The following is a 25,825-nucleotide window of genomic DNA, read 5'->3' on the forward strand; positions in this document are numbered from 1 at the left end:
TTGCCCGGCGCTATAGGGAATCGAGCCTGGCCAGCATCGTGGCGGCCTGCTGCCGGAAAGCGGCGACCGTCGCCTCATCCATCTTCTCCAGCTGGCGATACGCCATGCCGATGCGGGGATTGCGTTCCAATGTATCCGCGTTGCGATGGAAAAAATCCCAGTACAGGGCATTGAATGGGCAGGCGCGCTCGCCGATGCGCGCCTTTTTATCGTAATGGCAGCCTTTGCAATAATCACCCATGCGGTCGATATACGCGGCGCTGGAGACATACGGCTTGGTGGCCAGCAACCCGCCATCGGCGAATTGGCTCATGCCGACGGTGTTGGGCAGTTCCACCCACTCGAAGGCATCGATATAAATTCCCAGGTACCAGCCATGCACCCTGGCCGGATCGAGGCCGGCCAACAGCGCGAAATTGCCGATCACCATCAGGCGCTGGATATGATGCGCATGGGCCTGTTCCAGCGACTGGGTAATCGCCTGCGACAGGCAATGCATCTTTGTCTTGCCATCCCAGAACCAGGACGGCAGCGGGCGCGCATGGCCGAAGAAATTCTTCTCGGCATACCCGGGCATATGGGCCCAGTAGACGCCGCGCACATATTCGCGCCAACCCAGTATCTGGCGGATAAAACCCTCGACTGCGGCCAACGGCGCATGGCCCGCCTGATAAGCCGCTTGCGCCCTGGCGACGACTTCGCGCGGATTGAGCATTTTCACGTTCAGCGCGAACGACAGCAGGGAATGAAACAAGCGCCATGCCTTGACGCTCATCGCATCCTGGAAGTCGCCAAAGTGCGGCAAGGCCCGCTCGATGAAGGCATCGAGCTGCTGCAGCGCCTCACCCCGGTTCAGCGCCCACGCCAGCCGGTCGGCATGCGGCGCACCGAAGCTCTTCACGCCTGCGGCGACGATGCTTTGCCATAGCCGTGAATGGTCATGTACGGTGCGCGCATCCTGCGGCTCGGCGGGCGTGCCGCGCCAGGGTTTACGGTTATCGTGGTCGAAGTTCCACTGGCCGCCGACGGGCTTTTTCGCGTCTTCCATCAGCACCTGATGCTTACTGCGCATCTGGCGGTAGAAAAACTCCATCAGCCATTGCTTGCGTCCGGCGAAAATATCGGCAGCCTCATGGCGGGCCGTATAGAAATGGTCGCTGTCGACCATCAGCCATGGAATGCCCGAGCGGCGTCCTGACTGGTACAGCTGCTGGTCGAGGCGCCACTCGTCGGGTGCCTGGTATTCGAAGGCGCAAGCGTCATAGTGACGAATCAGCGCCTCGATATTCTCCGGTATCGACCGCGTGCTTTCCATGTCGTCGATGGCGATGTAATGCACGGTGTGGCCGAGCTGGCGCAGCTGGCGCGCCATGTCACGCATGGCGGCGAAGATCGCCAGGATTTTCTGCGCATGATGCAGCACATAATCGGTTTCTTGCCGCACTTCCATCAAGACATAGATGGTGGCGCCATCGACTTCGGTGAACCAGCGATGCTGCGCATTGAGCTGGTCACCGAGTATCAGGCGCAGTGTGGGCTTCGCTGAGGTCATGGTTATCTTTTAATGGTTGCATTCGCCATGGACTCGGCGACTATCCTTGCGGCGCCGGCACTGGAGCGGGCTGCGGTGCCGGGGCTGGCGCCGGCTCCTGCACCGCCTTGCCATGCGATTCCTGTCCGCCGTCGCCTTCGGCCGGCATGGCCAGCGGCGCCGGCGGTGCGCCCTCTTGCAGCAAATCGCCGGGTTCTTCCACCGGTTCATCCTCGGGCTCCTCGAGCGGCTCCACATGGCGCAGCGGCGGTGGCGGCTTGCCGCCGGGGAAGATGGCGTCGCGCGACAGCTTGCCCGTGTCGAGCGCCGTCTTGAAGAAGTCGCCCACCACCAGCACGGCGTTGTGGCCGCCCTGGCCCCAGTAATTGCTGCGCATGGTGACCCGCGCGTCATTGAAACCGACCCAGGCACCGCCCACCAGTTCCGGGTGCATCAGGATAAACCAGCCATCCGCATTGTTTTGCGTGGTGCCGCTCTTGCCGGCCACGTCGGAGCGGATACCGAAGCGGCTGCGGATGGCCGTGCCCGTGCCACGGTCGATGACGCCGCGCATCATGTCCGTCAGGATAGACGCCGATGCTGCCTGCATGGCGCGCTTGGGCTTGTCTTCGCCGAAGCGGGCGATGACCTTGCCTTCGCGGTCGGTGATGTGCGTGACGACAAACGGCAGGCGGGCTTCGCCCTGGGCCGCGATGCTGGCGTAGGCGTTGACCATTTCCAGCAAGGTGACGGGACTGGTGCCCAGCGCCAGCGACGGCACTTTTTCCAGCTTGCTGTCGCGGATACCGAGCGCGCGCGCCAATTTGATGATGGGCGGCAAGCCAACGTCCTGCATCACCTGCGCCGTGATGGTGTTTTTCGAGTAGACGAGGCCGTCGCGCATGGTCATGTCGCGCCCCGTGGTGCCGCTCATGTCCGTCGGGCGCCATATCGTGCCGTCGGCCGCCTTGATATCCATCACGGCGTCGCGGTAGACGTGCTCGGGACTCAAGCCCTTTTCCAGCGCGGCGCCATACACGATGAGCTTGAAGGTGGAGCCGGGCTGGCGCGCCGCCTGCGACACATGGTCGAACTGTTCGCGCGCAAAGTCGCGGCTGCCCACCCAGGCACGCACGGCGCCCGTGGCCGGATCCATGGCCGTAAAGCCCGCTTCCAGGCGCGTCTTCGACTTGCGCAGGGCCGCCATGAAGGCGCGGTCGCCTTTCAGTTGCGCCAGCGCGTCGTCCGGCGTGCCGCCGGCGGCCGTCAGCTTGCGGTAGTCGCCCGACTCGCGCACGAAGGCGTCCAGCAGGGCCGGATGCGATTTCCAGAAATAATCGAACGGCACGCTGCCGCCCTGCATGCCCGCGTACATGCCTGTCGAGGTGGACGACGGCACGCCCGGGCGGCTCCATTCCACGTCGGCAATCGCCTGCAAGGCATTCGCCTGGCGTTCGACGGCGCGCTCGGCCGCCTGCTGCAAGTCGTAGTCGAGCGTGGTGTGCACCACGAGGGCATCGAGTTCCAGGTTGTAGTCGTTCTCGTCGGCCCACTGGATCAGCCACTTGCGCACATAGGCCGTGAAATGGCTATCCGATTGCGCCCGTTCGCTCTGGCGCTCGAAATGCAGGCGCAGCGGGCGTTTGATCAACTGTTTGTAGCGCGCCTCGTCGATGACGTCATGCTTGCGCATCTGCCCCAGCACCACGTTGCGGCGTTGCAGCGAGCGTTCGGGATTGCCGACCGGATTGTAGTAATTCGTCCCCTTGAGCATGCCGACCAGGGTGGCGCTTTCCAGGATATCAAGGCGCGAGGCGGGCTTGTCGAAGTAGGTGCGGGCCGCCATCTCGATGCCGTAGGTGTTGTACAGGAAGGGTACGGTGTTCAGGTACGCTTCCAGGATTTCCGTCTTGCTGTAGGTGGCCTCGATCTTGAGGGCCGTGATCAGTTCCTTCAGCTTGCGGTTCAGGTTGCGCGAGCGGCCGATTTCCTCGGGGAACATATTGCGCGCCAGCTGCTGCGTGATGGTGGAACCGCCCTGGGGATTGCCTCCCGCTGTATGCAGGATGGCGCCCGCCGTGCGCGTGAAGTCGATGCCGTGGTGGTCGTAGAAACGGTGATCTTCCGTCGAGATCAGCGCGCTGATCACGTTCGGCGAAATCTGTTTCAAGGTGACGCGTTCCTGCAAGCCCTGGTCGAAGCGGGCCAATTCCTGCCCATCCGCGCTGACCATGGTGCTCGGCGCGGCCGCGCGCGCCTGGCGCAAGTCGTGGATGCTCGGTGTCAGGGGAATCAGCAGCAGCATGTATGCAGTCAGCAGCGCCAGCACGGCCAGGAAAGACCATAAGGCCAGCACCAGCGCGCGCCGCACGGGCGGCAAGGTCATCAAATGCGCGCGGCCGCGCCGGTACAGCGCCACCGCCCTTGCCCACCCCGCACGCGCCACGCGCCATGCCTGCGCGCGCGCCCATATGAATGCCTGCCGTGCTTTTTCCTGAAACTGCTCCATGCCTGATGCCATGCCTGTACCTTGTCTGATGCCGGAAAATCCGTTTCAGCAAGTATATAGGGCGGGCAACAAAGCGGGCCGGAATTTACGGCAGGCAAGCATCCAGGCGGGCCAGGGTGATGCCGACATAGGCGCCAATGCAGCGCGCGTCATGCGTCGTAAACGGGTTTTCCAGCTGCAACAGGCCGCAGTCGCAGATGACGGGATCGACCTGGGTCACGACGCCCAACGCCAGGTAGCGCCAGCCATCGAGGCGCTGCAGGCGTTTTTCTTCACCCGGGTTGGCGCGGAAGATGGCGTCCCAGTCATCCATCTCGCCGGGCATGGGCCACAGTTCGAGCTGGACGTGCGCGCCGGCGGCCATCTGCCCGCCACCGAACTCGTCCATCACGTGCAGGCGCTGGCCGCCCACCTCGATGACGGCTTCCAGGTACTCGCCCTCGGTCGCGATGAAGGTGGCGGCGACGATGCTGGCCGTCACTTCTGCGCCTGCTCCAGCAGGGCCGGCAATTCTTTCAGCATGGCTTCGCGCGTGCGCAAGCCCGCAGACTGCTGGCCTTTCTGCTCGTCCTGCACCAGGCGCGCAAAGACGATGCTGCGCTCGCCCTTGCTGGCCCAGCCCACGAACCAGCCGTAGCCATGTGCTTCGTCGAAGCTGCCGTCTACCTTGCGCGGGAAAGCGGCGCCCGTCTTGCCATGCACTTGCCAGCCGTCCACGTCTGCCAGGCGGGTCAGGCGCTGGGTTGCTTCCATCGCCTGCTTCGTCACGGGCAGTTGATAATTGACCAGCTTGCGCAAGAAACCCAGCTGTTCCAGCGGAGAGATTTTCAGCGAAGAGCTGATCCACGAACGTTCCAGGCTGTTGTCCTTGCCCGGGTCGCCCGAGACGTCTGCGTTGCCATAGCGCAAAGCCTTGGCGTATTTCTGGAAGCGTTCGGCGCCCAGCGCCTGCGTGATCTGCTGCGAATACCAGACGACGGAATACTGCATCCAGCGCGACGGGTCCGTATCCTGGCGCCAGGCTTCTCCGCCCCAGTCCACGTAGCCCTGGCGGTACGGCAAGCTGGGCTTGTGCTCGTCCTTGAGGAAGCCGGCGTCATAGCCCATCAGGCTGAGCGCGATCTTGAACGTGGATGCGGGGGTGACGCGGTCGAGGCAATTACCCTCTTGCAGCAGGACGGCGCCCGTCTTGGCGTCGGCCATGGCGGTGCAAATGGTGGCGGCCTGGGCTTGCGAGGCGGCCGGAATGGCGCCTGCCAGGCCGAGGATGAACGGGAACAATGCGCGATATTTCATGAGCCTCCGGGGTTGGGGGAGAAGGACAAAGCGAAATTGTACCGGGCAGCGCGGCGCGATGCCAGCGATGATGACGTCGCCTTGATTCTAGCTCCCTGCCAGCCCGCCCGGCGGGCGCTCCCGCTTCAGATGTTCTTCCTCCAGCTCGTCCATCCCCAGCTTTTCCTCGTCGATCAGCGCATGCTCGCGCCGCTCGCGTTCCAACTCGTGCTCCAGGCTGTCATCGTTGACTTCCCGCTCGATTTTCTCCGGCATGCTGTCCTCCTTCAGGGTGCTTGACTAAAAAAACTCAGGCGATGCTGCCAGCCTGCGCCACGGCATCGTGCGGATGCAGGCTTTCCATATGCCGCACGCTAACGCTGGCCTGAGCATACCTGAGCGCCAGCGCCGCCTGCACGCGGCGGGCCGCGTCTTCCACATACATCAGATTAGCACCATTCAGGCGCGCGAACGCCTGTTCGTCCGCCCGTTTCACGGCTGTCTGCAGCGGCGTCGCCAGCGCCGCTTCCACCAGGTCGATCAGGGGGAACAGGTCCAGCTCCGCCTGCTGCGTCAATGGCACGGTGACTGTTGCCGTGCTGCGCTGGCTGTGCGGCGTGGCCAGGCTGGCGTGCTCCTGCAGCCAGGCGCGGGCGGCCGCGCCGTCGATGCCGCCCGCGCCGAACTGCGCCGCAAAGGCGTCGGCCAGCAATTGCCGCGACAGCGCCGCCGAACACGGACAGGTCGACGAGTAGCCGATCTCCACCGTCAGGGATAGCGCAAAGCCCTGTGGCGAGCAGCTGGCCTGCAGGCGCACGGGATACGATTTCCAGCCTGACAGTCCCGCCGTCAGCAGCGCCGGCTGGCGCCGTAGCAAGGGAAAGGCCAGTGCCATGCGCGCCTGCGTGCTGCCGCAATCGGCGTGACTGTCCACCATGCGCCGCAGCACGGCGGCCAGGCCCCCGGCATCGAGCGGCTGCGCTGCGGCAAACGCATCGAGCAGCAGGTACAGGCGCGACATGTGGATACCCTTCACGCGCGGGTCGGGTAAATCCACGTGCACGTCGGCCCAGGCATGCACTTGCTGCGCCTGCCCGCCCTCCTCCAGCCACAGCGGCAAGGCGATGCCCTGCATGCCGACCCACTCCAGCGGCAAGGGACTGCCCAGATGGAGGCCGGCCGCCACGTCGGGCAGGGGCGAGGAAATCGGATCGCGCTTCATGTTGGTGGCTCCATATGCAAACAAGTTGCATATCATGGAGAAAAACAATCACATTTGCAAGCAACTTGCATTAATAGGGCAAATGGGCAGATCAGCTAGCCTTGCGAAACGTCAAATTGATGCGCTGCGGACCCAGTACCGCGTGTTCGCCCTCCTTCAGGGGCGCCACGCCGTGGAAGCGCAGGCGGTCGGTGCCGCCCCACACCACCACGTCGCCATGCAGCAAGCCGATGCGCGCAGCCTTGTCGGCCCGCTCCGCCCCGCCGAACAGGAAGGTGGCGGGCAAGCCCAGTGAGACGGAGACGATGGGCGCGGTGAAATCGCATTCATCGCGGTCTTGGTGCAGGGCCATGCGCGCACCGGGCGCATAACGGTTGACCAGGCAGGCGTCGGGAGCAAAGCCAGGATAGCCGGCCGCCAGCGCCGCCTGCCGCGCCAGGCGCAGGAACACGGGCGGCATCGGCGGCCAAGGCAGGCCGCTGGCCGGATCGAGCCGCGCATACCGGTAGCCGCGTCCATCCGTGACCCAGCCGAGAGGGCCGCAATTGCTCATGGCAACGGACATGCGCAAGCCGCCCGGCGTGGCCATGTGGCGCGGGGGCGCCGCCAGCACGATGGCGTCCAGCGCCGGCAGCACCTCGTCCAGATACGGCAGCGCAAAACCGCGCAGCAGCACCGAGGCGGAAGAGCCAGGCACCAGCGGCGCCGGCCCGGCCGGGGCCTGGTCTTCATCGGCAAACAGGGACAGGTTCATGCGGCCTATTTTAGCCGCGCCACGGAAAAAGCGCGCGCGGCTGCCCCGTGGTGCGCTACAGTAGCGCTTCCAGCCACTACTACCCGCCTCCACGATGGATCATTACGCCGATTTGCTGCAAACCCTGGCGCAACAGGAAGAATCCCTGCAATTCGAACGCTTCGACAACGACGCCGCGCTGGCCGTGGGCCTGTGGATCGTCGAGGAAGTGCGCAAGCGGGGCAAGGCCGTCACCGTCAACATCATGCGCAACGGTCAAATCCTGTTCCACCACGCCATGACGGGCGCCACGGCGGACCAGGCGGACTGGATACGCCGCAAGAACAATACGGTACAGCGCTTTTGCCGCAGCTCCTACTACATGGGCATCTCGTATAAAAGCCGCGGCAGCACCTTCGAAGACGTGAAATACCTCGATGACATCGAGTACGCGGGCCACGGCGGCGCCTTCCCCCTGCTGATACGCGGCGTGGGTCTGGTGGGCACGGTGACCGTTTCCGGCCTGGCGCAAGCCGACGACCACGCGCTGGTGGTGGCCGCGCTGCAGGCGCAGCTGGAACGCTAGGTTTCCAGCGCCCGGCGCAAGGCGGCGCGCGCCAGCAAGCGCGTGGAATCGAGCGTCGGCAGCGGCGAATTGGCGTCGCTGATGATCAGCGGGATTTCCGTGCAGCCGAGGATGACGGCGTCGCAGCCCTGCTCCCGCAAGCTGGCAATGACGGCCTGGAAGCGCGCCACGCTGTCCCCCTTGACCACGCCCGGCACCAGTTCTTCCATGATGATGCGGTTGATCTCGCTGCGCTCGTCCTCGCCGGGCCGCACGCAGGCGATGCCGCGCGCGGCCAGCCTGTCCGGATACACGGCGCTGTCGACCAGCCAGCGCGTTCCCGTCAGGCCCACCCGCCGGACACCGCGCGCCGCCGCTTCGCTGGCCACGACGTCCGCGATATGCAGCCATGGCAGCGGCGAACGGGGCGCCATCAGCTCGAATGCCTGGTGGATGGTGTTGTCGGGGCAGATCAGGAAATCGGCGCCGGCGGCGGCCAGCTTGCGCGCCGATGCCAGCATCAGTTCAGCCACGCCTGCCAGGTCGCCCCCGTTCAGGCAATCCACGTAACGCGCCAGCGACGGCGTGTGCATCGATACTTCCGGGTGTTCATATGCCCCCAGCGCATGCGCGCCCTCTTCGCAAATCGTGCGGTAGCACAAGGCTGCGCCTTCGGCCGAGCAGCCGACGATGCCGATATGCTGTGTCATGCGATCTTCCTTTTCAATTAAATACGCTGGCCGCCGTCGATGGGAATTTCCGCACCCGTGATGTATGAGGCGCGCTCGCTGCACAGGAACTCCACCAGGTCGGCCACTTCGGCCGTCGTGCCCAGGCGACGCAGGGGAATCTGCGTGTCGACGATGTGCGAGGTGCCGGGCGACAGGATGGCCGTATCGATCTCGCCGGGCGCGATGGCATTGACGCGCACGTTCAGCGGCGCCATGTCGTTGGCCATTTCGCGCGTCAGCGACGCCAGCGCCGCCTTCGAACTGGCATAGGCCGAGCCGGCAAACGGGTGTACGCGGTAGCCGGCGATCGAGCACAGGTTCACGACGGCGCCATGCGCATTCGATAATTCCTGCGCGAAGCCGCGCGTCAGGGCCAGCGGCGCAAAGAAATTCGTGTTGTACATTTCCTGCCACGTCTGCATGTCGGTGGTCAGCGAATTGACGCGCGAGCCGCCCGGCCCCTTCGGCGACACGCCCGCATTGTTGACCAGCGCGTGCAATTTGGCGTCGCCCAGCATGGGGCGCAGCGTCTCGACCATCTGCCCGATTTGGCTCAGATCCGACAAATCCATGCACACATGCGTGTTGTGCTCCTGGCTGCGCGGGCAGCCGCCGGGAATCGGGCTGCGCGAGACGGTGATGACCCTCCACCCCAGGCTGCGGAAGCGCTCCGCGACGGCGTGGCCGATGCCGCGGCTGGCGCCCGTGACGATGGCGGTTTTCTGTTCCATTTTCTGTTCAATCGTGTGCTGGATGTTCGTCATGCTCTTCCTCGTCCTGTTCTTGTCCGGTTGCGCCGGCGTGGATGCGTTCCTGGCGCATGACATAGGCCAGCATCTGCGTCCCGCCGTCGAGAATGTCCTGTTCGATGGCGCGCCGCGCGGCCGCGCTGTCGCGCTGGCGCAGCGCGCTGATGATGGCGTGGTGGTGGCCCACCCGCATGTCGGGCGAAAAACTGGCGTAGCCGGCGGCGATCAGGGGCGCCGTCTGCATCCACAGGTGGTCGACGAAGCGTTTTAAGGTCGGCATGCCGGCCGCCTGCGCCAGGCCCAGGTGAAACGCCTGGTTGCATTGCAGGGCCGCCGCCAGGTCGTGCCGCGCAATGGCCTCTTCATTCGCCTGCAGCAGGCGTTCCAGGTCGGCCAGGGTGGCGTCGTCGATACGCTGCGCCGCCTCGGCCGCGCCCAAGCCTTCCAGTTCCAGGCGCAGCGCGCGGATTTCCAGGTAGCGCGCCACGCTCAGCACGGGCACGCGGAAGTCGCGCGGCGAGCGCAGCACCAGCGCCTCTTCCTGCACCAGCTGCAGCATGGCGTCGCGCACGGGCGTGACGCTGGTGCCCAGCTGCAGCGCCAGCTCCCGGATGCGCAGCCGGTCATTCGGCTGGAAGCGCCCGGCCGCCAGCGCTTCGCGCAGCATGGCGTACACGGACTTGCCCAGGTTGACGTGCACCAGACTGTCCAATGGATGGTTCATGCGTTTTTTGATCTTTGAAAAATTATGATGCATCATACATCAATGTGAAAAACAGTGTTTTTCCATGCGTGCGCCAGAGACAGGAAGCGCCGCCAGACCGTACAATCAGCCGCCACCGTATCGAAAGGAATGCACTTGAACTGGGATTATCCGCACGCCCATACCCTGCCCGTCACGCCCGAACCGGGTGACATCGACGGTTTGCAGCACACGAATAACGCCGTCTACGTGCGCTGGTGCGAGCATATCGCCTGGCACCACTCGGCCACCCTGGGACTGGACCTGGACGATTACCGGCGCCTGGACCGGGCCATGGCGATACGCCGCGGCGAATATGACTACCTGCTGCCGACGCGGGCCGGCGAAGCACTGACGCTGGCTACCTGGCTGTGCGCCAGCGATGGCCGCTCCAGCATGGAACGGCGCTTCCAGCTGATCCGCGACAGCGACGGCGCCACCGTCGTGCGCGGACGCTGGGAATTGATCTGCATCGAATTGAGCAGCGGCCGCGCGCGCCGCCTGCCGCCCGAGTTCCTGGCCACGTACGAACCGGCCATCGTCGCGGCCGGCGCATGAACGCGGACGCCTGGAGCGCCGTTTTGCGCGCCGTTCAGCGAAGATGCGGGGCTTTTCTTGCGCCTCCGCAGTGCAACATGCATTTCGCTCCTGATTTGCCCGTTCATGCTTTAGAATCAGCGACCTCAGCCCCGTAAAAACAGGATAAAACATATGACGGCAGTCGGGATTACCGAACCACAAGAGCTCAAGCGCGGCCTGAAAAGCCGCCACATCCAGCTCATCGCTCTGGGCGGCGCCATCGGCACCGGCCTGTTTCTGGGCATCGCGCAAACCATCAAGATGGCCGGCCCTTCAGTGTTGCTGGGTTATGGCATCGCCGGCGTCATCGCCTTCCTGATCATGCGCCAGCTGGGCGAGATGGTGGTCGACGAACCCGTCGCCGGCTCCTTCAGCTATTTTGCCGACAAATACTGCGGCCACCTGCCCGGCTTTTTGTCGGGCTGGAATTACTGGGTGCTGTATGTGCTCGTCAGCATGGCCGAACTGACGGCCGTCGGCATCTACGTGCAGTACTGGTGGCCGGGCGTGCCCACCTGGGTCTCGGCGCTCGTCTTCTTTTGCGTCATCAACGCCATCAGTCTGTTGAACGTCAAGGCGTTTGGCGAGATGGAATTCTGGTTCGCCCTCGTCAAGGTGGTCGCCATCATCGGCATGATCGTCTTCGGCGCGTACCTGCTCGCCTCCGGCGATGCGGGCCCGCAGGCGTCGGTGGCCAACCTGTGGCAGCACGGCGGCTTCTTCCCGAATGGCTGGCAAGGCCTGGTGATGGCCATGGCCGTCATCATGTTTTCGTTCGGCGGCCTGGAACTGGTGGGCATCACGGCGGCCGAGGCGGACGATCCGAGCACGACGATTCCACGCGCCACCAACCAGGCCATCTACCGCATCCTGATTTTCTACATCGGCGCGCTGGGCATTTTGCTGTCGCTGTACCCGTGGCAAAACGTCGTCACCGGCGGCAGCCCGTTCGTGCTGATCTTCCATGCGCTCGACAGCAACCTGGTGGCCACGGCCCTGAACGTGGTGGTGCTGACGGCCGCCCTGTCCGTGTATAACAGCGGCGTGTACTGCAACACGCGCATGCTGTTCGGCCTGGCCAAGCAAGGCAATGCGCCGCGCGCGCTGCTGCACCTGAACCGCCGCGGCGTGCCGCTCGTCGCGCTGGGCGTATCGGCCCTGGCGACGGGCGCCTGCGTGGTGGTGAATTACTTCATGCCGGGCGAAGCGTTTGAAGTGCTGATGGGACTCGTGGTGTCGGCGCTGATCATCAATTGGGCCATGATCAGCTGGATCCATCTGCGCTTCCGCGCGCAGAAAAAAATCGAAGGCAAGACGACCTTGTTCCAGAGCCTGGGCTACCCGTTCACCAACTACCTGTGCTTGGTCTTCCTGGCCGGCATCCTGGTGATCATGTATCTGACGCCGGGCCTGCGCATCTCCGTCTACCTGATACCCGTGTGGCTCGCCGCGCTGGGCGTCGGTTACTGGATCAAGCAAAGCAAGGCCAAGGCATAGGCTGCTTGCGCCGTATCAAGCTGAAGCAAAAAAGCCCGTCTTCGCAGGAAGACGGGCTTTTTGCTTCAGCTTGGGTTTAAAACTGGCCGCGCAGGGTCAGTTGCCAGTTGCGCGGCGTGCCATAGTAGTTGGCATTCGTCACTGAGCCGACGCGCTCGTAATACACGCGGTCGAACAGATTGTTGACATTCAAGCTCAAGGTCCAGCGCGGATCGATCCGGTATTGCGCCATGAGGCCAACGACGGCATAGCCGCCCTGCGTGAAATCGTAGGCCTTGCCGTCGACCTTGCCCGCCACGTAGGTACTGCTCTGGATGATGGCATTGCCGCCCACCTTCCATTGCGACAGCGCGCCCGGCAAGGCATAGGCGCTAGTGACCTTCAACATATGCCTGGGCGTGATGCTGCTGTAATCGGTGTGCGTGCTCTCGTCCTTCGTCTGGTTGTAGGTGTAGCCAGCCGTGCCTTGCCAGCCCGTGCCGAGCTCGCCGCCCAGCTCCATGTCGACGCCCCGGCTGGTGACTTTGCCTTGCGCCAGGTAGCAGCAGTTGCCCGCGAACGGATACTCGGTGTACGGGTAGCGCATGTCCTGCACCCCGGTGCCCTTGCGCTGCACGTCGAAGACACTGAGGGTCGCGTTCAGCAGGCCATCCATCAATTCGCCCTTGAGGCCAGCCTCGATGCTCTTGCCGCGGATCGGCGGCAGGGAAGTGCCAGGCAGAGGCGCCGCTTTCAGCAAGGCTTGCGGTTTGAAGATGGAGGAATAGCTGAGGTAGGCAGACCACTTGTCGCTCACATCGACAATCGCGCCGCCATACGGCGTGAGCTTGGTCGGTTCGCTGAAGGGCGTGTCCGTATCGAGTTGCAATACCCCTTGTTCATCGGCCAGATACGTCACCTGGCCAAAGCTGTAGCGGCTGGCCCGCGCGCCGGCGATCAGATGCAAGCGGTCAGTGGGATGCAAGCGCAGCATGCCGTACACGGCCTTCTGTTCCTGCGTCCATGGCTCGAACACATAGCTGAGCGGTACGTCCAGGTCAGGATTCCAGGCATTGCGGTGGAACACATCGGCTGGCACGGCCCAGTTATCCACGGGCTTGCCCGTGCCCCAGCGCGCCTTCACCCGCTGCCAGTCGACACCAGCCAGGAATTCATGGGTGCGGCCCAGCACGGCAAATGTGCCACTGAGGCTGATATCGGCCACGTCCTGCCGGTTCTTCACCTCGTAGCGCCCGCCTCCCCACAAGGGGCCCTGACCAGTCTTCGGATCGACGGCGCCGTTGGCAAACGCCGTATCCGAGATAATATCCATATTGCTGTGGGTCAAATTGACCTTGAGTTTCCAGCGGTTGCCGAACTGGTGTTCGAACTGTCCGAACACCTCGCTGGCCGTGCGGTCATTGAAAGCCCACGGCTGGGTCAAGCTGGCACTGCGCGGCAAGCCGATATTGCGGCCGTCGCTATAGCGCGGCAAGCCGCTGCCGTAGCCATTGTCATTTTGCCGTCCATAGCTGGCGCCCACGGTCAGCAGGCTGCTGCGCCCCAGATCCGCTTCCAGTACGCCGTAGAGCTGCGGCTTTTCCACGCTGCGGTCATCGAGGTGATAGTCGCGCTGCTCATATACGGCCACGGCGCGGCCCCGCAATCGCCCCTCGGCGGCCAGCGGACCCGTCATGTCCACGGTGGCGCGGCGGTTATTCCAGCGGCCCAGCGATGCTTCGGTAATGATCTGGCGCTCGGCCAGGGGCTTCTTGCGCGCCAGATTGATGATGCCGCCCGGATCGCCTATGCCGCCCAACAATCCCGATGCGCCGCGCATCACTTCCATGCGGTCATAGAAGGCCATGTCTTGCTGCGCATCGTAGGAAAACGCGCCCAGCGCCAGCGGCGAACCGCCATCGATCTGCATGCTGGTGATCTGGAAGCCGCGCGAATAGAAATTGTAGGCATTGAAGCTGGCGCGGTTGGCAACGATGCCCGGCGTGAGCTTCAGGGTATCGCTGATATCCACCAGGCGCTGGTCATCCATTTGCTGGCGCGTTACCACCGAAACGGACTGGGGAATTTCGCGGAACGACTGGTCGCTCTTCGAGGCGATGCTCGTCACGCGGCTGGTATAGGAGCCGCTACCTTCCGTGGTGCCATCGTGTGCGCGCCGCTCCATGACCTTGACGGCAGGCAAGACCTGCGGTGCCGCGCCAGCTTCGGCACCCGCTTTCCTCAGCAGATAGCCACCGGTGGCGCCGGGAATGGCGTGCAGGCCCGACCCGGCCAGCAAGGCGGCCAGGCCATCCTGGAGCGCATACCTGCCCTGCAAGCCAGGCGATAGGAGGCCTTCCGCCAGGGCCGGCGCGAACGACAGGGTGATGCCGGCCTCGCTGGCGAACTGGTACAGCGCCTGGTTCAGGGGCCCGGCGGCAATGGCGTAGCTGTGCTTGGCGTCGGCCGCCTTGGCCGCTTCGGCCGCCTGTGCGCCAGCCATGCCCACGCCGGCAAGACCTGCCGACAACAGCGCACCGCGCAGGGCGGCGGCCAGCAGATGGAGCCGGAAGCGGTGCGCTGGCTGGCTGGGGGTGCGTGGAGGGTGAAACTCGATTACTGTTTGCTGCATAACAATCCCTTGGATAAAGTCAGTCGAAAAGCTGCTCTCTCTGACTTGCCGGACGGGATGTAAAAAGGGGCCAGTTTTTTTTGAATTCCTGCTACAACAATGGCATCAGCTGGGCGGCGCCGCCACCACGGTGAGCCAGTACGGCGTGCGCGACAGGATAGCGACGGGCAAGGTTTGCTGCAGTACATCGAGTGCCTGGTCGATATTGTCGGTTCGAAAGATGCCCGAAATGCGCAAGCCGGCCACGGCTGGATCGCAGCGCAGGATGCCTCGGCGATAGCGGGCCAGTTCCGGCAAAAAATCATCGAGGCGCATTTTGTCTGCCAGCAGCAGGCCACGCTGCCAGGCCGTTTGCGCCGCCCCCGAGCGTTGTGCCGCCCCGATGGCCTGTGCGCTAAAACTGGCATGAAAGCCGGCCGGCACGACCACGGGCCGCGCCACGGCACTGGCGCGTACTTCCACCGCATGGGCCAGCACGGCGAGTTCCGTGCGTCCCGCGTACTGGCGCACGGCGAAACGCGTTCCCAGCGTACGCAGGCTGCCTTGCGCCGTGCGCACCCGGAACGGCCGCGCGCGGGCATCGCTCGCCGTCTCGATCAGCATCTCGCCTTCACGCAAGATCACCAGCCGCTGCTGCCCGTCAAACACGACATCGGCTGCCGACGCCGTATTGAGCGTCAGCACGCTGCCATCGTCCAGGATAAAACTGGCTTGCTCGCCCGTTGCGGTGCGATAAGCGGCACGCTGGCTGTAGTGCCATGCCAGCGGTGAAACCAGTGCCACGGCGGCCAATGCCTTCAAGGCCGCGCGCCGGTCGCGCTGCCGCCCCAGAGTGGCTTGCCCGATATCGGTCGGCACGGCGCCGAAGGTGCGCGCCAGTTCATTGGCCGCCTGCCACGCGCGCTCGTGCTCCGGACTCTGCGCGCACCATTGTGCCAGCCGGACATGCTCGCGCGCCGTCATCTCGTCGCCATGCAGCTTGACCAGCCAGGCGGCGGCATCGTGCACGATGCGACGATCGACGGGCACCGTACTCACAGCATCAGGCTCAGGCACTGTGCGAAGCCTTGCTGCATATACCGCTTCACCGAGCGCAAGGGAATACCCAACCGCTCGACGATCTGCGGATAGGTCAAGCCTTCCAGCTGCGACAGCAAGAACACGCTGCGCACCTTGGCCGGCATGGCATCGAGCATGGCATCGAGCCGTTGCAAGGCTTCCAGCACCAGCAGGCGCTCTTCGGGGGAAATGGCGACGGCATCGGGCTGACCGGCCAGCGCAGCCAGCCAGGCTTGCTCCAGCGAGCGGCGGCGAAACAGGTCGATCATCAGTCCATTGGCGACCGTGCGCAAGTAAGCACGCGGTTCGCGCATGGGCACTGCCGCGCCCTGCTTGCCGGTGCGGTAGCCGGTGACGATGCGCACAAACGTATCGTGCGCCAGGTCGGCCGCATCGAAGGAACAGCCGAGCTTGCGCTGCAGCCATGTCCTGAGCCAGCCATGGTGTTCGCTATACAGCACCGTGATGGTCGAGCCATGGGGGTCGGCAGAAACAGGCGCGGCAATCATGCGGGCACTTTCAGGAGAGCATCAATAATAAATGAGAATCATTATTAATTGTAGCCATATGCGCGTGCCCGCGCAAGTTTCCCCGAGCAATGATGCCGGTTTGCTCCCTAGACCGCGCCCGCAGTCTTGTCGGCCTCCGCGGGCAGCACATCGGCTTGCCACAGGCTGATGGTACGGCCCGCATACGATTGCAACAGCACGTCATCGCTCAAGGTCAGCAACGCCTGCTTGCGCTGCTCCAGGCGCGCCTCGGGCGTCATCTCCTTCTCGCCCGACCTGTACGGCCCCAGCACGGGCAGCAAGTCGCGCAGCACGGAATAATTACCCGGCGTGGTCTTGTCCGATTCCAGCTTGCCCAGGAAATACTTCATGACGCGCTCGGACTGGCTACCCTCCTGCCGCAAGCTCGCCTTCACCATCTTGCCGTCCTTGTAAGCCACCTGCGCGTCGCTGCTGGCCGTATCCTCGATCTGGTGGTAGGTATAGTTCTGCGATTCCGTGCTGGTCGTCAGCCGCAGCGGCACGCCGGGCACCAGCGACTGATGGAAGCTGGCGCTCAGCTTCGATTGCTGCTGCTGCCTGACAGAGCGTTCGTCCTGGCTGGCGCCGGCCTGCAGCGTCTTTTGCGATACTTCATAGTTGAAGCCATCCTTTTCCATGCTGCGCATGGGATTGCTGAAATTCACGGCTTGCGACACGGAGGCGCTGAAATCCGCCAGCCCCGTCAGGATGGACTTGTCCTCGGCCGCCAGGCGCCACTTGCCCGTTTCGGGCGTGTCCGTGGCCGCTTGCGGCGCGGAGGTATTGCCGTGCAGGGCCGTAAAGCCATCCTTGAGCATGGCCACCAGGCCCGCGTCGCCATGGCCGCGCGACGCCGCCTGGTCGAACTGCTTCATATAACTGTCCACCGCCTTGGCTTGCCGTTCGCGGCTGCCCAGAGTATTGAGCTGACTGGCGTCGACCTTCAGGTCCAGGCTGCCGGCCACGCCGCTGAAGCTGACTTTGCGCTGCGCGCCATCGGCCTGGAAATCCAGGGTCTGCGCACTTTCCGGCTCGCCCCGCACCTTGACTTCCGCATGCAGCTTCACCGATTCGAGCACTTGCTGGTCGAATTGCATCAGGCCTGCCAGCTTGAGTTTCGGCGTGCCCTCTCCCATGCCGTCGATGGCCTCCTGGAAACCTTTCGCCAGTTCGCCCAGCGCGCTCGCTTCAGCGTCGCTGAGCTCGCCGCTCGCCGTCATGTTCACGGCCAAACCGTCGCCCTGGCTGTCGAGCGACAGCTTGACTTCCACGCCGCTTTTGGTGGTGATGCTGAGGGCAACCCGGTCTTCGCCATTGCCATGCAGGTCGCCCGGCGCGATGGCCGATGCCCCATAGACATTGGGCGTCGTACTCGGCGGCGGCTGCCGCATCGCCTGCGAAAAATTATAGTTGCCCAGCTTGGCCTGTCCCAGCATGGCCGCGCCCAGGCCGCTGAAACGGCCGCCAAACGCATACGACGAGAAACTCTTCGTCATCGCGTCGCTCACCTTGTCGCGCGTCGCGCTTTCCCACACCATCGGCGGTTTCACCAACGCCGCAGGATTGCTTCCGTTCACGCTCTCCGGGCTGAGGGCGACGATGGAAGACGGCGTGGAGGCGGACGGCGCCGGCGCCTCCGTGCGGTTTGGCGTGGCGGCGGAAGCCCGTGACGGGGCGCTGTTCCAGCTTGACAGTGGAGAAATGGAGGTCATGGGGCTGTAACCTTACTAGTAGCGAGAAGAGGCATCATAATATATCGATATGTTTAGTTTTTTTGCAATTTCCTGACGCCAGGCAAACCTTGCGTCACGTTTCTAGCATGATGGCAAGTACTGCATGGCAATACTGCATTAACGGCAAGAAACGGCAAAGCATGAGCGTCGGGGAAATGAAACATTTTCATGCCGCTGGCCTCGTTGGCTCCCAACAAGTTCAATCACAGCAGGGAATGTCCATTAAAATGCCACTATGGAACACAAGATTCTGCGCGCGCCGCTGGCCAGCTTTACCGACTTGTTGCTCGATGCCGTGTGCATGGTCGACGTGGAGGGGCGCTTTGTCTTCGTCAGCACAGCCTGCGAACGCATCTTCGGCTACACACAGCAGGAAATGATCGGCAAGCGCATGCTCGACATGGTCGCTCCCGCCGACCGCGCCCGCACCCTCGCCGCCGCGCAAGCCATCATGGATGGCCATGCGCAGACGCACTTTGAAAACCGCTACCTGCGCAAGGATGGCAGCCTGGCGCACATCATGTGGTCCGCCCGCTGGTCCGCCGCCGACCAGTTGCGCGTGGCGGTGGCGCGCGACATCACCTTGCTGAAACAGGCCCAGGCAAAGCAGGCGGCGCTGTACGCCATCTCCGAAGCCATGCACGCGACGCAAGACTTGCCCGCCCTGCTGCACCGCATCCAGCTCATCATCGGCGAACACTTGCCCGCGCGCAGCCTGACCTTGCTGCTGCATGACGAACACGGCATACAGCCTCCCATGACTTCCCATGCCGAGGACAGCGCGCCCCAGCCAACGTCGTCCCTGGCCAGCCTGCTGTGCGACGAAGTCCTGCGCAGCGGCCGTCCCCTGCGTCTGCAGGCGGGACAACTGGCTGGCCTGCCGGCGGCGCTGCAAACGGCAGCCTGCGCCCTGTCCTCATGCTGGCTTGCCGTGCCGCTATATTCCTCCATGGGCAGCATCGGGGCGCTAGCCTTGCAGGGCGGCCAGGATGCCGTCATCGGCACGGAGCAAGACCAGGATTTGCTGCAATTTGTCGCCAAGCAACTTGCCACCGCCATCGAGCGCCGGCAGTTGCAGACGCAAATGCAGTTCATGGCCATGCACGACGAGCTGACCCGCCTGCCGAACCGCCGCCTGTTCCACGACCGCCTGCACACGGCGTTCGCGCGCGCGCACCGCCAGGAAGGCCGGCTGTCGCTGCTGTTCCTGGACCTCGACAACTTCAAGCGCGTCAATGACGACCACGGCCATGCCTGTGGCGACCTGCTGCTGCAAACGGTGGCGAGCCGCCTGCGCGATTGCATGCGCGAAACCGACACCCTGGCCAGGATGGGCGGCGATGAATTCGTCGTGCTTCTGGAAAGCAATACCGCGCCGGTGGATGTCAGCCTGATCGAGCAAAAGATCCATGCGGCCCTGGCCACGCCGCTGCACTTGGGCAACGGACAGCAATTGCAGATCGCCGTCAGCATCGGCGTGGCCCACTATCCGGAAGATGGCGATACCATGCAACTGCTGCTGCGCCACGCGGACCGGGCCATGTATGCCTCGAAGGTGCTGGCGGCCGCCTCGCGCTAGCGGCCGCCAGCTCCTGGCGATAGTGCCCCTATGCTATACTTTTCGGCGATGCTAAGACTCTTCAAAACATGGCTGATCCTGCTGCTGATCACGACGGTGCCGCTGCAAGCGGCCGCCGCGGGCGCCATGCTGCTATGTGCGCCGCTCGCTGACGAGCCTGCCACCGCGATGACAGCGGCCTGCCAGCATCATGCTGTGCAGTCATCCGCCATGCCGGACAGCGCCAGCACCCCGGAAGACAACGAGACCCCTGCCCAGCACCCCGCGTGCGGCGCCTGCGCCGGCTTTTGCCTGGGCGCGCTGATGCCGCCTTCCCTCGCCCTGCCTGCCGCCGCCTGCAGCGGCGCGCAACAAGTCACCATCGCCACGGCCACCTTGCTGGCGGGCTTCATTCCCGACGGCCCGCGCCGACCGCCGCGACCGCTTTCCGCATAAATTCCAAGCTCGTCCCAAGCAGGCCACCAAGGTGGCCACGATAGCCCTATTACGTCTGAAAGCAACACATGATCAAACATTTCTTGGTGCGCGGCGCCTTCGCCGCCATGCTGGGTCTGCCCACGTTCGCCCTGGCAGCCCTGCCCGTCATTGAAGTCTACAAGAGCGCCTCCTGCGGCTGCTGTTCCGCATGGATCAAGCACCTGGAAGCGAACGGTTTTACGGTACGCGCGAAGAATGTCGAGATGCCGGCGCAATACCGCAAGCTGGCCGGCATTCCCGACGCGCTCGGTTCCTGCCACACGGGCCTCGTCAACGGCTACGCCATCGAAGGCCATGTGCCGGCCAGCGAGATCAAGCAGTTGCTGCGCGAGAAACCCAAGGCGAAAGGCCTGGCCGTGCCGGCAATGCCGATGGGTTCGCCAGGCATGGAAGGACCGCGCAAGGATGCGTATGATGTCTTGCTGGTCAAGAGCAATGGCAACACCGAGGTCTACAAGCACTACCAATAACCCTGAGGGGGAATGAAAAACGCCGCCGGAATCGCTTCCGGCGGCGTTTTTTATCAGGCAGTAGTCAAGAACTGACTGCCTTCATGATTGCATCAGATGCTGTCCAGCACGGCATTCAGGCTGGCGCTAGGGCGCATGACCGCTTCCGTCTTCGCCGGATCTGGCAGGTAGTAGCCGCCGATATCCGTTTCCTTGCCTTGTACTGCTTTCAGCTCGGCAACGATCTTTTCTTCGTTGTCCGCCAGGGCTTTGGCTACCGGCGCAAAATGCGCTGCCAGTTCCGCATCGTCCTTCTGCGCTGCCAGGGCTTGCGCCCAGTACATGGCCAGGTAGAAATGGCTGCCGCGGTTGTCCAGCTCGCCGGTACGTGGCGATGGCGACTTGTTGTTGTCCAGCAGCTTGCCGGTGGCTTCGTCCAGGGTTTTCGCGAGGATTTTGGCCTTCGCATTGCCCGTCTTGATGCCCATGTCTTCCAGCGACACGGCCAGGGCTAGGAACTCGCCCAGCGAATCCCAACGCAGATGGTTTTCTTCCACCAGTTGCTTGACGTGTTTCGGTGCCGAACCGCCGGCGCCCGTTTCGTACATGCCGCCACCGGCCATCAGCGGCACGATCGACAGCATTTTGGCGGAGGTGCCCAGTTCCAGGATCGGGAACAGGTCGGTCAGGTAGTCGCGCAGGATGTTGCCGGTCACCGAGATGGTGTCCAGGCCGCGGAAGGCGCGTTCCAGCGTGTAGCGCATGGCGCGCGTCTGCGACATGATCTGGATGTCCAGGCCCTTGGTGTCGTGATCCTTCAGGTAAACCTGTACCTTCTTGATGACTTCGTTCTCGTGCGGACGGTAGGAATCGAGCCAGAACACGGCAGGCATGCCCGAGTTGCGCGCGCGCGTGACAGCCAGCTTGACCCAGTCGCGGATCGGCGCGTCCTTGACCTGGCACATGCGCCAGATATCGCCCTCTTCCACCGTTTGCGTCAGCAGCACTTCGCCCGTTTCCAGGTCGGTGATGTTGGCGATGCCGCCTTCCGGCACTTCAAAGGTCTTGTCGTGCGAACCGTATTCTTCCGCTTGCTGCGCCATCAGGCCCACGTTCGGCACGGTGCCCATGGTCTTCGGATCGAAGTTGCCATGCCATTTGCAGAAGCCGATCATTTCCTGGTAGATGCGCGCGAAAGTCGATTCCGGCATGACTGCCTTGACGTCTTTCGGACGGCCATCGGCACCCCACATCTTGCCGCCGATACGGATCATGGCTGGCATCGACGCGTCGACGATGATGTCGTTCGGCGAATGGAAGTTGGTGATGCCCTTGGCCGAATCGACCATGGCCAGTTCCGGACGGTTGGCGTGGCAGGCGTGCAAATCTTTCAGCACTTCATCTTTTTGCGACGCTGGCAGGGTTTCGATCTTGTCGTACAGGTTGCTCATGCCATTGTTGACATTCACGCCCAGCTTGTCGAACAGGGCGGCGTGCTTGGCGAACGCGTCCTTGTAGAAGATGCGCACGCAGTGGCCGAAAACGATCGGGTGCGAGACCTTCATCATGGTGGCCTTGACGTGCAGCGAGAACATCACACCCGTCTTGAAGGCGTCGTCGATTTCTTTCTCGTAGAACTCCAGCAGCGCTTTCTTGCTCATGAACATGCTGTCGATGATTTCGCCTGCTTGCAGGGAAACCTTCGGTTTCAGCACGATGGTCTTGCCCGAGGCCGTGACCAGTTCCATCTTGACATCGCGGGCCTTTTCCAGGGTCAGCGATTTTTCGCCATGGTAGAAATCGCCATGGTGCATGTGCGAAACGTGCGTTTGCGACGATTGGCTCCACTCGCCCATCGAATGCGGGTGCTTGCGCGCATACTCTTTGACGGCCTTCGGTGCGCGGCGGTCGGAATTGCCTTCGCGCAGGACCGGGTTGACCGAGCTGCCGATGCACTTGCCGTAGCGGGCTTTCAGGGCCTTGTCTTCGTCCGTCTTCGCATCTTCCGGATAGTCCGGCAGCTTGTAGCCGCGGCCTTGCAATTCGCGCACGCAGGCGATCAGCTGGCCTTGCGAGGCGCTGATGTTCGGCAGTTTGATGATGTTGGTGTCCGGATTCTGGGTCAATTTGCCCAGTTCAGCCAGGGTGTTCGGGACTTTTTGCGCGTCCGTCAGGAATTCTGGAAATTCAGCCAGTACACGTGCCGCCACCGAAATATCGCTGGAAACGACGTCCACGCCAGCCGGCGCGGTGAATTTTTTGATAATTGGCAGCAGGGAATACGTCGCGAGCAGCGGCGCCTCGTCAGTCAGCGTGTAGATGATTTTGGATTTTTGTGTTGCCATGTTCATTCCCTTGTATGCGGTGATGCCTGGTGGTTAACTTTCTTCATTCCAAACACAGGACGGTTAGCCTTGCTTTGGACGGCTAGTGTGCCGGCGGTGACGCCGTGCTTGCCCACCACGTATTTTAGACTGTCCTGCCGCTGTTTGTGTATCCGATGGCGACGAATCTTATATAAGACAGCAAATATCCGGATCTGAAGGCCCAGGATGGCCATTTTCCGTGCGGAAATGCCCTCCAGGCACGCGCGCGGCATGGTCATGAGCGTGGCAGCAATGACTATTCTAATCATTATAAATCGTAATGATTCTCATTTATAATGTCGTGCATGCAATTCCTCCCTACTAACTTCATACACTTGCCCTCGATGCCCATTCCACAGCCCCCACCCACCTATCCCCACCTCACCACCCGGCTGATCCTCGCCGGCCTGCTCGTTGCCAGCGTGACGCCGCAGGCGATCGCCCAGGCGGCGGCCGATGCATCCGCCCCGCTCGCCACCGTGCTGGTGAATGGCCAGGCCGAAGCGGATGCCGGCGGACAGATCGCCAAAAGCGCGCGCGCCGGCCTGCTGGGAGAAAAAGACTTGCTCGATACGCCGTTCAGCGTCAACAGCTACACCAGCCAGCGCATGCTCGACCAGCAGGCGCTGACCCTGGCAGAGGTGCTGGGCGGCGACCCGTCCACCCGCTTCACGGGCCAGATCGGCGGCGTCACGGATTCCTTCTTCATCCGCGGCTTTCCCCTCAACGAGGGTAATCTGAGCGAAGTGGCGTTTGACGGCGTGTATGGCGTGTCGCCCAATTACCACCTGTTTACGGAATACCTGCAGAGCGTGGAAGTGCTCAAGGGACCGGCCGCCCTACTGTACGGCATGTCGCCAAACGGCGGCGTGGGCGGCGTCGTCAATGCCGTGCCGAAACGCTCGCTGCCGCGCGACCTGACGCGCCTGACCGTCGATTACGGCTCGGGTTCGCAGGCTGGCGCGGCCATCGACGTCAGCCGCCGCTTCGGCGAGGAGCGGCGTTTCGGCATCCGATTCAATGGCTTGCACCGCCAGGGCCACACGCCGCTCGACCACCAGACGTCGCGCGCGGAAGTGGCCGCTGTCGCCCTCGATTACCAGGGACAACGGCTGCGCGCCTCGCTTGACCTGATCGAGCAATACCAGTGGATCGACGCGCCCACGCGCCCCTTCCTCGTGGCCGCGCGCCTGCCCGTGCCGGAAGCGCCCGATGGCCGCCGCAATATCGCCCAGTCCTGGGGCTGGTGGAAGTCCAACGACCTGGCCACCCTGGGCAAGCTCGAATACGACCTGAACGACAAGGTCACCGTCTTTGCCGATGTGGGCGGCACGCGCTCCGATGTATCGCGCTATTCGGACCAGACGCCGACCATCACCAGCACGGCCGGCGACATGACGGTCACGCCCATGAACTGGAAATTCCGCGTGCGGCGCGCCAGCGGCGACACGGGTGTGCGCACGCGCTTTCGCACGGGCGGCATCGAACATGCGCTGGTCGTGATGGGCAATGTCTACCGCGACGAATTTGGCAGCGTGAGCAATTCCGGCAAGCTCATCACTTCGAACATCTACCATCCCGTGGCCGTGCCCGACCCCGGCATTCCCGCGCCGGCACGCGCGCCGAAGCTGTCCGCCTCCACCCTGTCCAGCCTGGCCGTGGCCGACACCCTGGACATGCTGGACCAGCGCGTGCAGCTGACGCTGGGCGTGCGCCGCCAGCTGGTCGAATCGAAAAACTACCATGCGACGACGGGCGCGCTGACCACGCAGTACAAGCAGGGCGCCCTGACGCCGCTGGCCGGCATCGTCGTCAAGCCATTGCGCCACGTGTCGCTGTACGCGAACTACATCGAGGGCTTGAGCAAGGGCGATATCGCGCCGAACATCGCCGACAACGCGGGCCAGGTCTTCGCTCCCTACAAGAGCAAGCAGTACGAGGTGGGCACGAAGGCCGATTTCGGCGCGGTGCTGGCGACCCTGGCCGTGTTCCAGGTAAGCAAACCCAGCGGCCAGTTGTATGGCCAGGTGTACCGCATGGACAGCGAGCAGCGCAACCGGGGTCTGGAACTGAACCTGTCCGGCGCCGCCAGCAAGGCCGTGCGCTTGCTCGCCGGCATCACCTTGCTCGACGGGCGCCTGGTGAAAACCAACAGCGCCGCCACCATGGGCAAGCGCCCCGTCGGCGTACCCATGTCCATGGCCAACCTGGGCGGCGAATGGGATGTGCCGTACTGGCCCGGCTTGACTGCCACGGGCGCCGTCAGCTACACGGGCAAGCAGTTTGTCGACCAGACGAATCTGCAGTCGGTGCCGTCATGGACCAAGGTAGACCTGGGCTTGCGCTACCGCACGGCCATCGCCGGCAAGGCGACGACCTTGCGCGGCGGCCTGATGAACGCGTTTGACCGCCATTACTGGGCCGGCGTGGCCTCGTATGGCACCGTTTCGCAATCGGCGCCCCGTACCGTGCAACTGTCGGCTGCCGTGGATTTTTGACGCGACCGGCAGCAAAGTAAGAAACAAAACAGCAAAAAGTAGACCAACCCACCGCCGATGGCGGCAGGACCCATTGCTGGTCCTGCCGCCATCGGCAAACGGCGGAACTCCCGGCACGACTGCGATCTAACGGATCAGGGCAGCGGCCGGAGCACCCGCACCGCACCGCATTCCAGTCCGCCCTGCCACCGCCCGGCACACGGCCGCCGCCATCGCGCATGCAGCGCTGCGTGAACACAATCGCAACACCGAACGACAACTACATTGATATTTATCAAATTGAGTGCCCGATGCCTGGGCTACTGTCGGTGCCATCTTTGATTTGAAACAGAAACTCTGCTGCCAAGAATCGACCGTACCAGACACAACGCCAGTTCTCGCCAGGCTTTT

General features: G+C 63.5%; 22 protein-coding genes. 7 read left to right on the forward strand and 15 right to left on the reverse strand.

All coding sequences use genetic code 11. The annotated features are described in order from the left end of the window. Positions 1–10: 10 nt before the first annotated feature. The 7 genes from LSO07_RS17240 to alkB all read right to left on the reverse strand — a co-directional run bounded on the left by LSO07_RS17240 (position 11) and on the right by alkB (position 7,291). The gene (locus LSO07_RS17240; protein WP_151095828.1) at positions 11–1,552 is read right to left on the reverse strand and encodes a cryptochrome/photolyase family protein; all 1,542 of its coding nucleotides are present in this window, start codon (positions 1,550–1,552) and stop codon (positions 11–13) included. 40 nt (positions 1,553–1,592) lie between these two features. Next, positions 1,593–4,052, reverse strand: a complete 2,460-nt coding sequence (locus tag LSO07_RS17245) for a penicillin-binding protein 1A (protein WP_151095831.1) — start codon at positions 4,050–4,052, stop codon at positions 1,593–1,595. Between the two features lie 73 nt (positions 4,053–4,125). Next, the gene (locus LSO07_RS17250; protein WP_151095834.1) at positions 4,126–4,521 is read right to left on the reverse strand and encodes a hypothetical protein; all 396 of its coding nucleotides are present in this window, start codon (positions 4,519–4,521) and stop codon (positions 4,126–4,128) included. Beyond that, complete coding sequence (gene blaOXA, locus LSO07_RS17255) at positions 4,518–5,336, reverse strand: class D beta-lactamase (RefSeq protein ID WP_151095837.1); 819 nt, start codon at positions 5,334–5,336, stop codon at positions 4,518–4,520. Before blaOXA ends, LSO07_RS17250 begins: the two co-directional genes overlap by 4 nt. A gap of 87 nt (positions 5,337–5,423) precedes the next feature. Further along, positions 5,424–5,591 carry a hypothetical protein gene (locus LSO07_RS17260; protein ID WP_191909701.1) on the reverse strand — a complete coding sequence of 56 codons (168 nt, stop codon included), beginning with the start codon at positions 5,589–5,591 and terminating at the stop codon, positions 5,424–5,426. A 34-nt stretch (positions 5,592–5,625) separates the two neighbouring features. Further along, positions 5,626–6,537, reverse strand: a complete 912-nt coding sequence (gene folE2, locus LSO07_RS17265; protein ID WP_208672408.1) for a GTP cyclohydrolase FolE2 — start codon at positions 6,535–6,537, stop codon at positions 5,626–5,628. 91 nt (positions 6,538–6,628) lie between these two features. Then, complete coding sequence (alkB, locus tag LSO07_RS17270; protein WP_151095840.1) at positions 6,629–7,291, reverse strand: DNA oxidative demethylase AlkB; 663 nt, start codon at positions 7,289–7,291, stop codon at positions 6,629–6,631. A 94-nt stretch (positions 7,292–7,385) separates the two neighbouring features. Here alkB and LSO07_RS17275 point away from each other — a divergent pair, with 94 nt between their 5' ends. Then, a complete protein-coding gene (locus tag LSO07_RS17275) occupies positions 7,386–7,856 on the forward strand; it encodes a heme-degrading domain-containing protein (RefSeq protein ID WP_151095843.1) in 471 nt (156 codons plus the stop codon). Here LSO07_RS17275 and LSO07_RS17280 read toward each other — a convergent pair. From LSO07_RS17280 to LSO07_RS17290, 3 genes are read right to left on the reverse strand one after another with little or no spacing between them, the layout of a single operon-like run. Next, complete coding sequence (locus LSO07_RS17280; protein WP_070256934.1) at positions 7,853–8,545, reverse strand: aspartate/glutamate racemase family protein; 693 nt, start codon at positions 8,543–8,545, stop codon at positions 7,853–7,855. The two genes, LSO07_RS17275 and LSO07_RS17280, sit on opposite strands and share 4 nt — an antisense overlap. 17 nt (positions 8,546–8,562) lie before the next feature. Next, a complete protein-coding gene (locus tag LSO07_RS17285; RefSeq protein ID WP_225317336.1) occupies positions 8,563–9,330 on the reverse strand; it encodes an SDR family NAD(P)-dependent oxidoreductase in 768 nt (255 codons plus the stop codon). Next, on the reverse strand, positions 9,305–10,039 hold the full coding sequence (locus LSO07_RS17290; protein ID WP_151095846.1) for a GntR family transcriptional regulator: 735 nt from the start codon (positions 10,037–10,039) through the stop codon (positions 9,305–9,307). Before LSO07_RS17290 ends, LSO07_RS17285 begins: the two co-directional genes overlap by 26 nt. Before the next feature lie 135 nt (positions 10,040–10,174). Between LSO07_RS17290 and LSO07_RS17295 the strand changes: the two genes are divergently transcribed. Further along, positions 10,175–10,615, forward strand: coding sequence for an acyl-CoA thioesterase (locus tag LSO07_RS17295; protein ID WP_205412592.1), 441 nt, complete (start codon positions 10,175–10,177; stop codon positions 10,613–10,615). A 153-nt stretch (positions 10,616–10,768) separates the two neighbouring features. Further along, on the forward strand, positions 10,769–12,133 hold the full coding sequence (locus LSO07_RS17300; protein WP_034786435.1) for an amino acid permease: 1,365 nt from the start codon (positions 10,769–10,771) through the stop codon (positions 12,131–12,133). A 76-nt stretch (positions 12,134–12,209) separates the two neighbouring features. On the opposite strand, the gene LSO07_RS17305 is transcribed toward LSO07_RS17300, so the two are convergent. The 4 genes from LSO07_RS17305 to LSO07_RS17320 all read right to left on the reverse strand — a co-directional run bounded on the left by LSO07_RS17305 (position 12,210) and on the right by LSO07_RS17320 (position 18,045). Then, positions 12,210–14,744 (reverse strand): TonB-dependent siderophore receptor, encoded by a 2,535-nt coding sequence (locus tag LSO07_RS17305; protein ID WP_208672409.1) that lies wholly within the window; start codon positions 14,742–14,744, stop codon positions 12,210–12,212. 105 nt (positions 14,745–14,849) lie between these two features. Beyond that, positions 14,850–15,773: a FecR domain-containing protein gene (locus LSO07_RS17310; RefSeq protein WP_208672410.1), complete on the reverse strand. Its 924-nt coding sequence runs from the start codon at positions 15,771–15,773 to the stop codon at positions 14,850–14,852. Between the two features lie 5 nt (positions 15,774–15,778). Beyond that, complete coding sequence (locus tag LSO07_RS17315) at positions 15,779–16,312, reverse strand: sigma-70 family RNA polymerase sigma factor (protein ID WP_151095849.1); 534 nt, start codon at positions 16,310–16,312, stop codon at positions 15,779–15,781. 107 nt (positions 16,313–16,419) lie between these two features. Then, positions 16,420–18,045, reverse strand: coding sequence for a hypothetical protein (locus tag LSO07_RS17320; protein WP_151095852.1), 1,626 nt, complete (start codon positions 18,043–18,045; stop codon positions 16,420–16,422). A gap of 256 nt (positions 18,046–18,301) precedes the next feature. Between LSO07_RS17320 and LSO07_RS17325 the strand changes: the two genes are divergently transcribed. From LSO07_RS17325 to LSO07_RS17335, 3 genes are all read left to right on the forward strand, one after another. Further along, positions 18,302–19,645: a sensor domain-containing protein gene (locus LSO07_RS17325; protein ID WP_151095855.1), complete on the forward strand. Its 1,344-nt coding sequence runs from the start codon at positions 18,302–18,304 to the stop codon at positions 19,643–19,645. 48 nt (positions 19,646–19,693) lie between these two features. After that, positions 19,694–20,080, forward strand: coding sequence for a hypothetical protein (locus LSO07_RS17330; RefSeq protein ID WP_151095858.1), 387 nt, complete (start codon positions 19,694–19,696; stop codon positions 20,078–20,080). Positions 20,081–20,148: 68 nt separating this feature from the next. Beyond that, positions 20,149–20,592 (forward strand): DUF411 domain-containing protein, encoded by a 444-nt coding sequence (locus LSO07_RS17335; protein ID WP_151095861.1) that lies wholly within the window; start codon positions 20,149–20,151, stop codon positions 20,590–20,592. A gap of 92 nt (positions 20,593–20,684) precedes the next feature. On the opposite strand, the gene LSO07_RS17340 is transcribed toward LSO07_RS17335, so the two are convergent. Beyond that, positions 20,685–22,916, reverse strand: coding sequence for an NADP-dependent isocitrate dehydrogenase (locus LSO07_RS17340; protein WP_034786464.1), 2,232 nt, complete (start codon positions 22,914–22,916; stop codon positions 20,685–20,687). Positions 22,917–23,281: 365 nt separating this feature from the next. Between LSO07_RS17340 and LSO07_RS17345 the strand changes: the two genes are divergently transcribed. Next, positions 23,282–25,435 carry a TonB-dependent receptor gene (locus LSO07_RS17345; protein WP_225317337.1) on the forward strand — a complete coding sequence of 718 codons (2,154 nt, stop codon included), beginning with the start codon at positions 23,282–23,284 and terminating at the stop codon, positions 25,433–25,435. The last annotated feature ends 390 nt before the right edge of the window (positions 25,436–25,825 follow it).

This window comes from Janthinobacterium sp. PLB04 (assembly GCF_021165895.1).
Lineage (GTDB): Bacteria > Pseudomonadota > Gammaproteobacteria > Burkholderiales > Burkholderiaceae_D > Janthinobacterium > Janthinobacterium lividum.

Bases quoted from the DNA above. Each gene is read 5' to 3' on its own strand.
- LSO07_RS17245 (WP_151095831.1), bottom strand. From the start codon at position 4,052: ATGGCATCAGGCATGGAGCAGTTTCAGGAAAAAGCACGGCAGGCATTC.
- LSO07_RS17275 (WP_151095843.1), top strand. From the start codon at position 7,386: ATGGATCATTACGCCGATTTGCTGCAAACCCTGGCGCAACAGGAAGAA.
- LSO07_RS17315 (WP_151095849.1), bottom strand. From the start codon at position 16,312: ATGATTGCCGCGCCTGTTTCTGCCGACCCCCATGGCTCGACCATCACG.
- LSO07_RS17260 (WP_191909701.1), bottom strand. From the start codon at position 5,591: ATGCCGGAGAAAATCGAGCGGGAAGTCAACGATGACAGCCTGGAGCAC.
- LSO07_RS17325 (WP_151095855.1), top strand. From the start codon at position 18,302: ATGGAACACAAGATTCTGCGCGCGCCGCTGGCCAGCTTTACCGACTTG.
- LSO07_RS17285 (WP_225317336.1), bottom strand. From the start codon at position 9,330: ATGACGAACATCCAGCACACGATTGAACAGAAAATGGAACAGAAAACC.
- LSO07_RS17300 (WP_034786435.1), top strand. From the start codon at position 10,769: ATGACGGCAGTCGGGATTACCGAACCACAAGAGCTCAAGCGCGGCCTG.
- blaOXA (WP_151095837.1), bottom strand. From the start codon at position 5,336: ATGAAATATCGCGCATTGTTCCCGTTCATCCTCGGCCTGGCAGGCGCC.
- folE2 (WP_208672408.1), bottom strand. From the start codon at position 6,537: ATGAAGCGCGATCCGATTTCCTCGCCCCTGCCCGACGTGGCGGCCGGC.
- LSO07_RS17305 (WP_208672409.1), bottom strand. From the start codon at position 14,744: ATGCAGCAAACAGTAATCGAGTTTCACCCTCCACGCACCCCCAGCCAG.
- LSO07_RS17335 (WP_151095861.1), top strand. From the start codon at position 20,149: ATGATCAAACATTTCTTGGTGCGCGGCGCCTTCGCCGCCATGCTGGGT.
- LSO07_RS17330 (WP_151095858.1), top strand. From the start codon at position 19,694: ATGCTAAGACTCTTCAAAACATGGCTGATCCTGCTGCTGATCACGACG.
- LSO07_RS17280 (WP_070256934.1), bottom strand. From the start codon at position 8,545: ATGACACAGCATATCGGCATCGTCGGCTGCTCGGCCGAAGGCGCAGCC.
- LSO07_RS17240 (WP_151095828.1), bottom strand. From the start codon at position 1,552: ATGACCTCAGCGAAGCCCACACTGCGCCTGATACTCGGTGACCAGCTC.
- alkB (WP_151095840.1), bottom strand. From the start codon at position 7,291: ATGAACCTGTCCCTGTTTGCCGATGAAGACCAGGCCCCGGCCGGGCCG.
- LSO07_RS17290 (WP_151095846.1), bottom strand. From the start codon at position 10,039: ATGAACCATCCATTGGACAGTCTGGTGCACGTCAACCTGGGCAAGTCC.
- LSO07_RS17340 (WP_034786464.1), bottom strand. From the start codon at position 22,916: ATGGCAACACAAAAATCCAAAATCATCTACACGCTGACTGACGAGGCG.
- LSO07_RS17345 (WP_225317337.1), top strand. From the start codon at position 23,282: ATGCCCATTCCACAGCCCCCACCCACCTATCCCCACCTCACCACCCGG.
- LSO07_RS17320 (WP_151095852.1), bottom strand. From the start codon at position 18,045: ATGACCTCCATTTCTCCACTGTCAAGCTGGAACAGCGCCCCGTCACGG.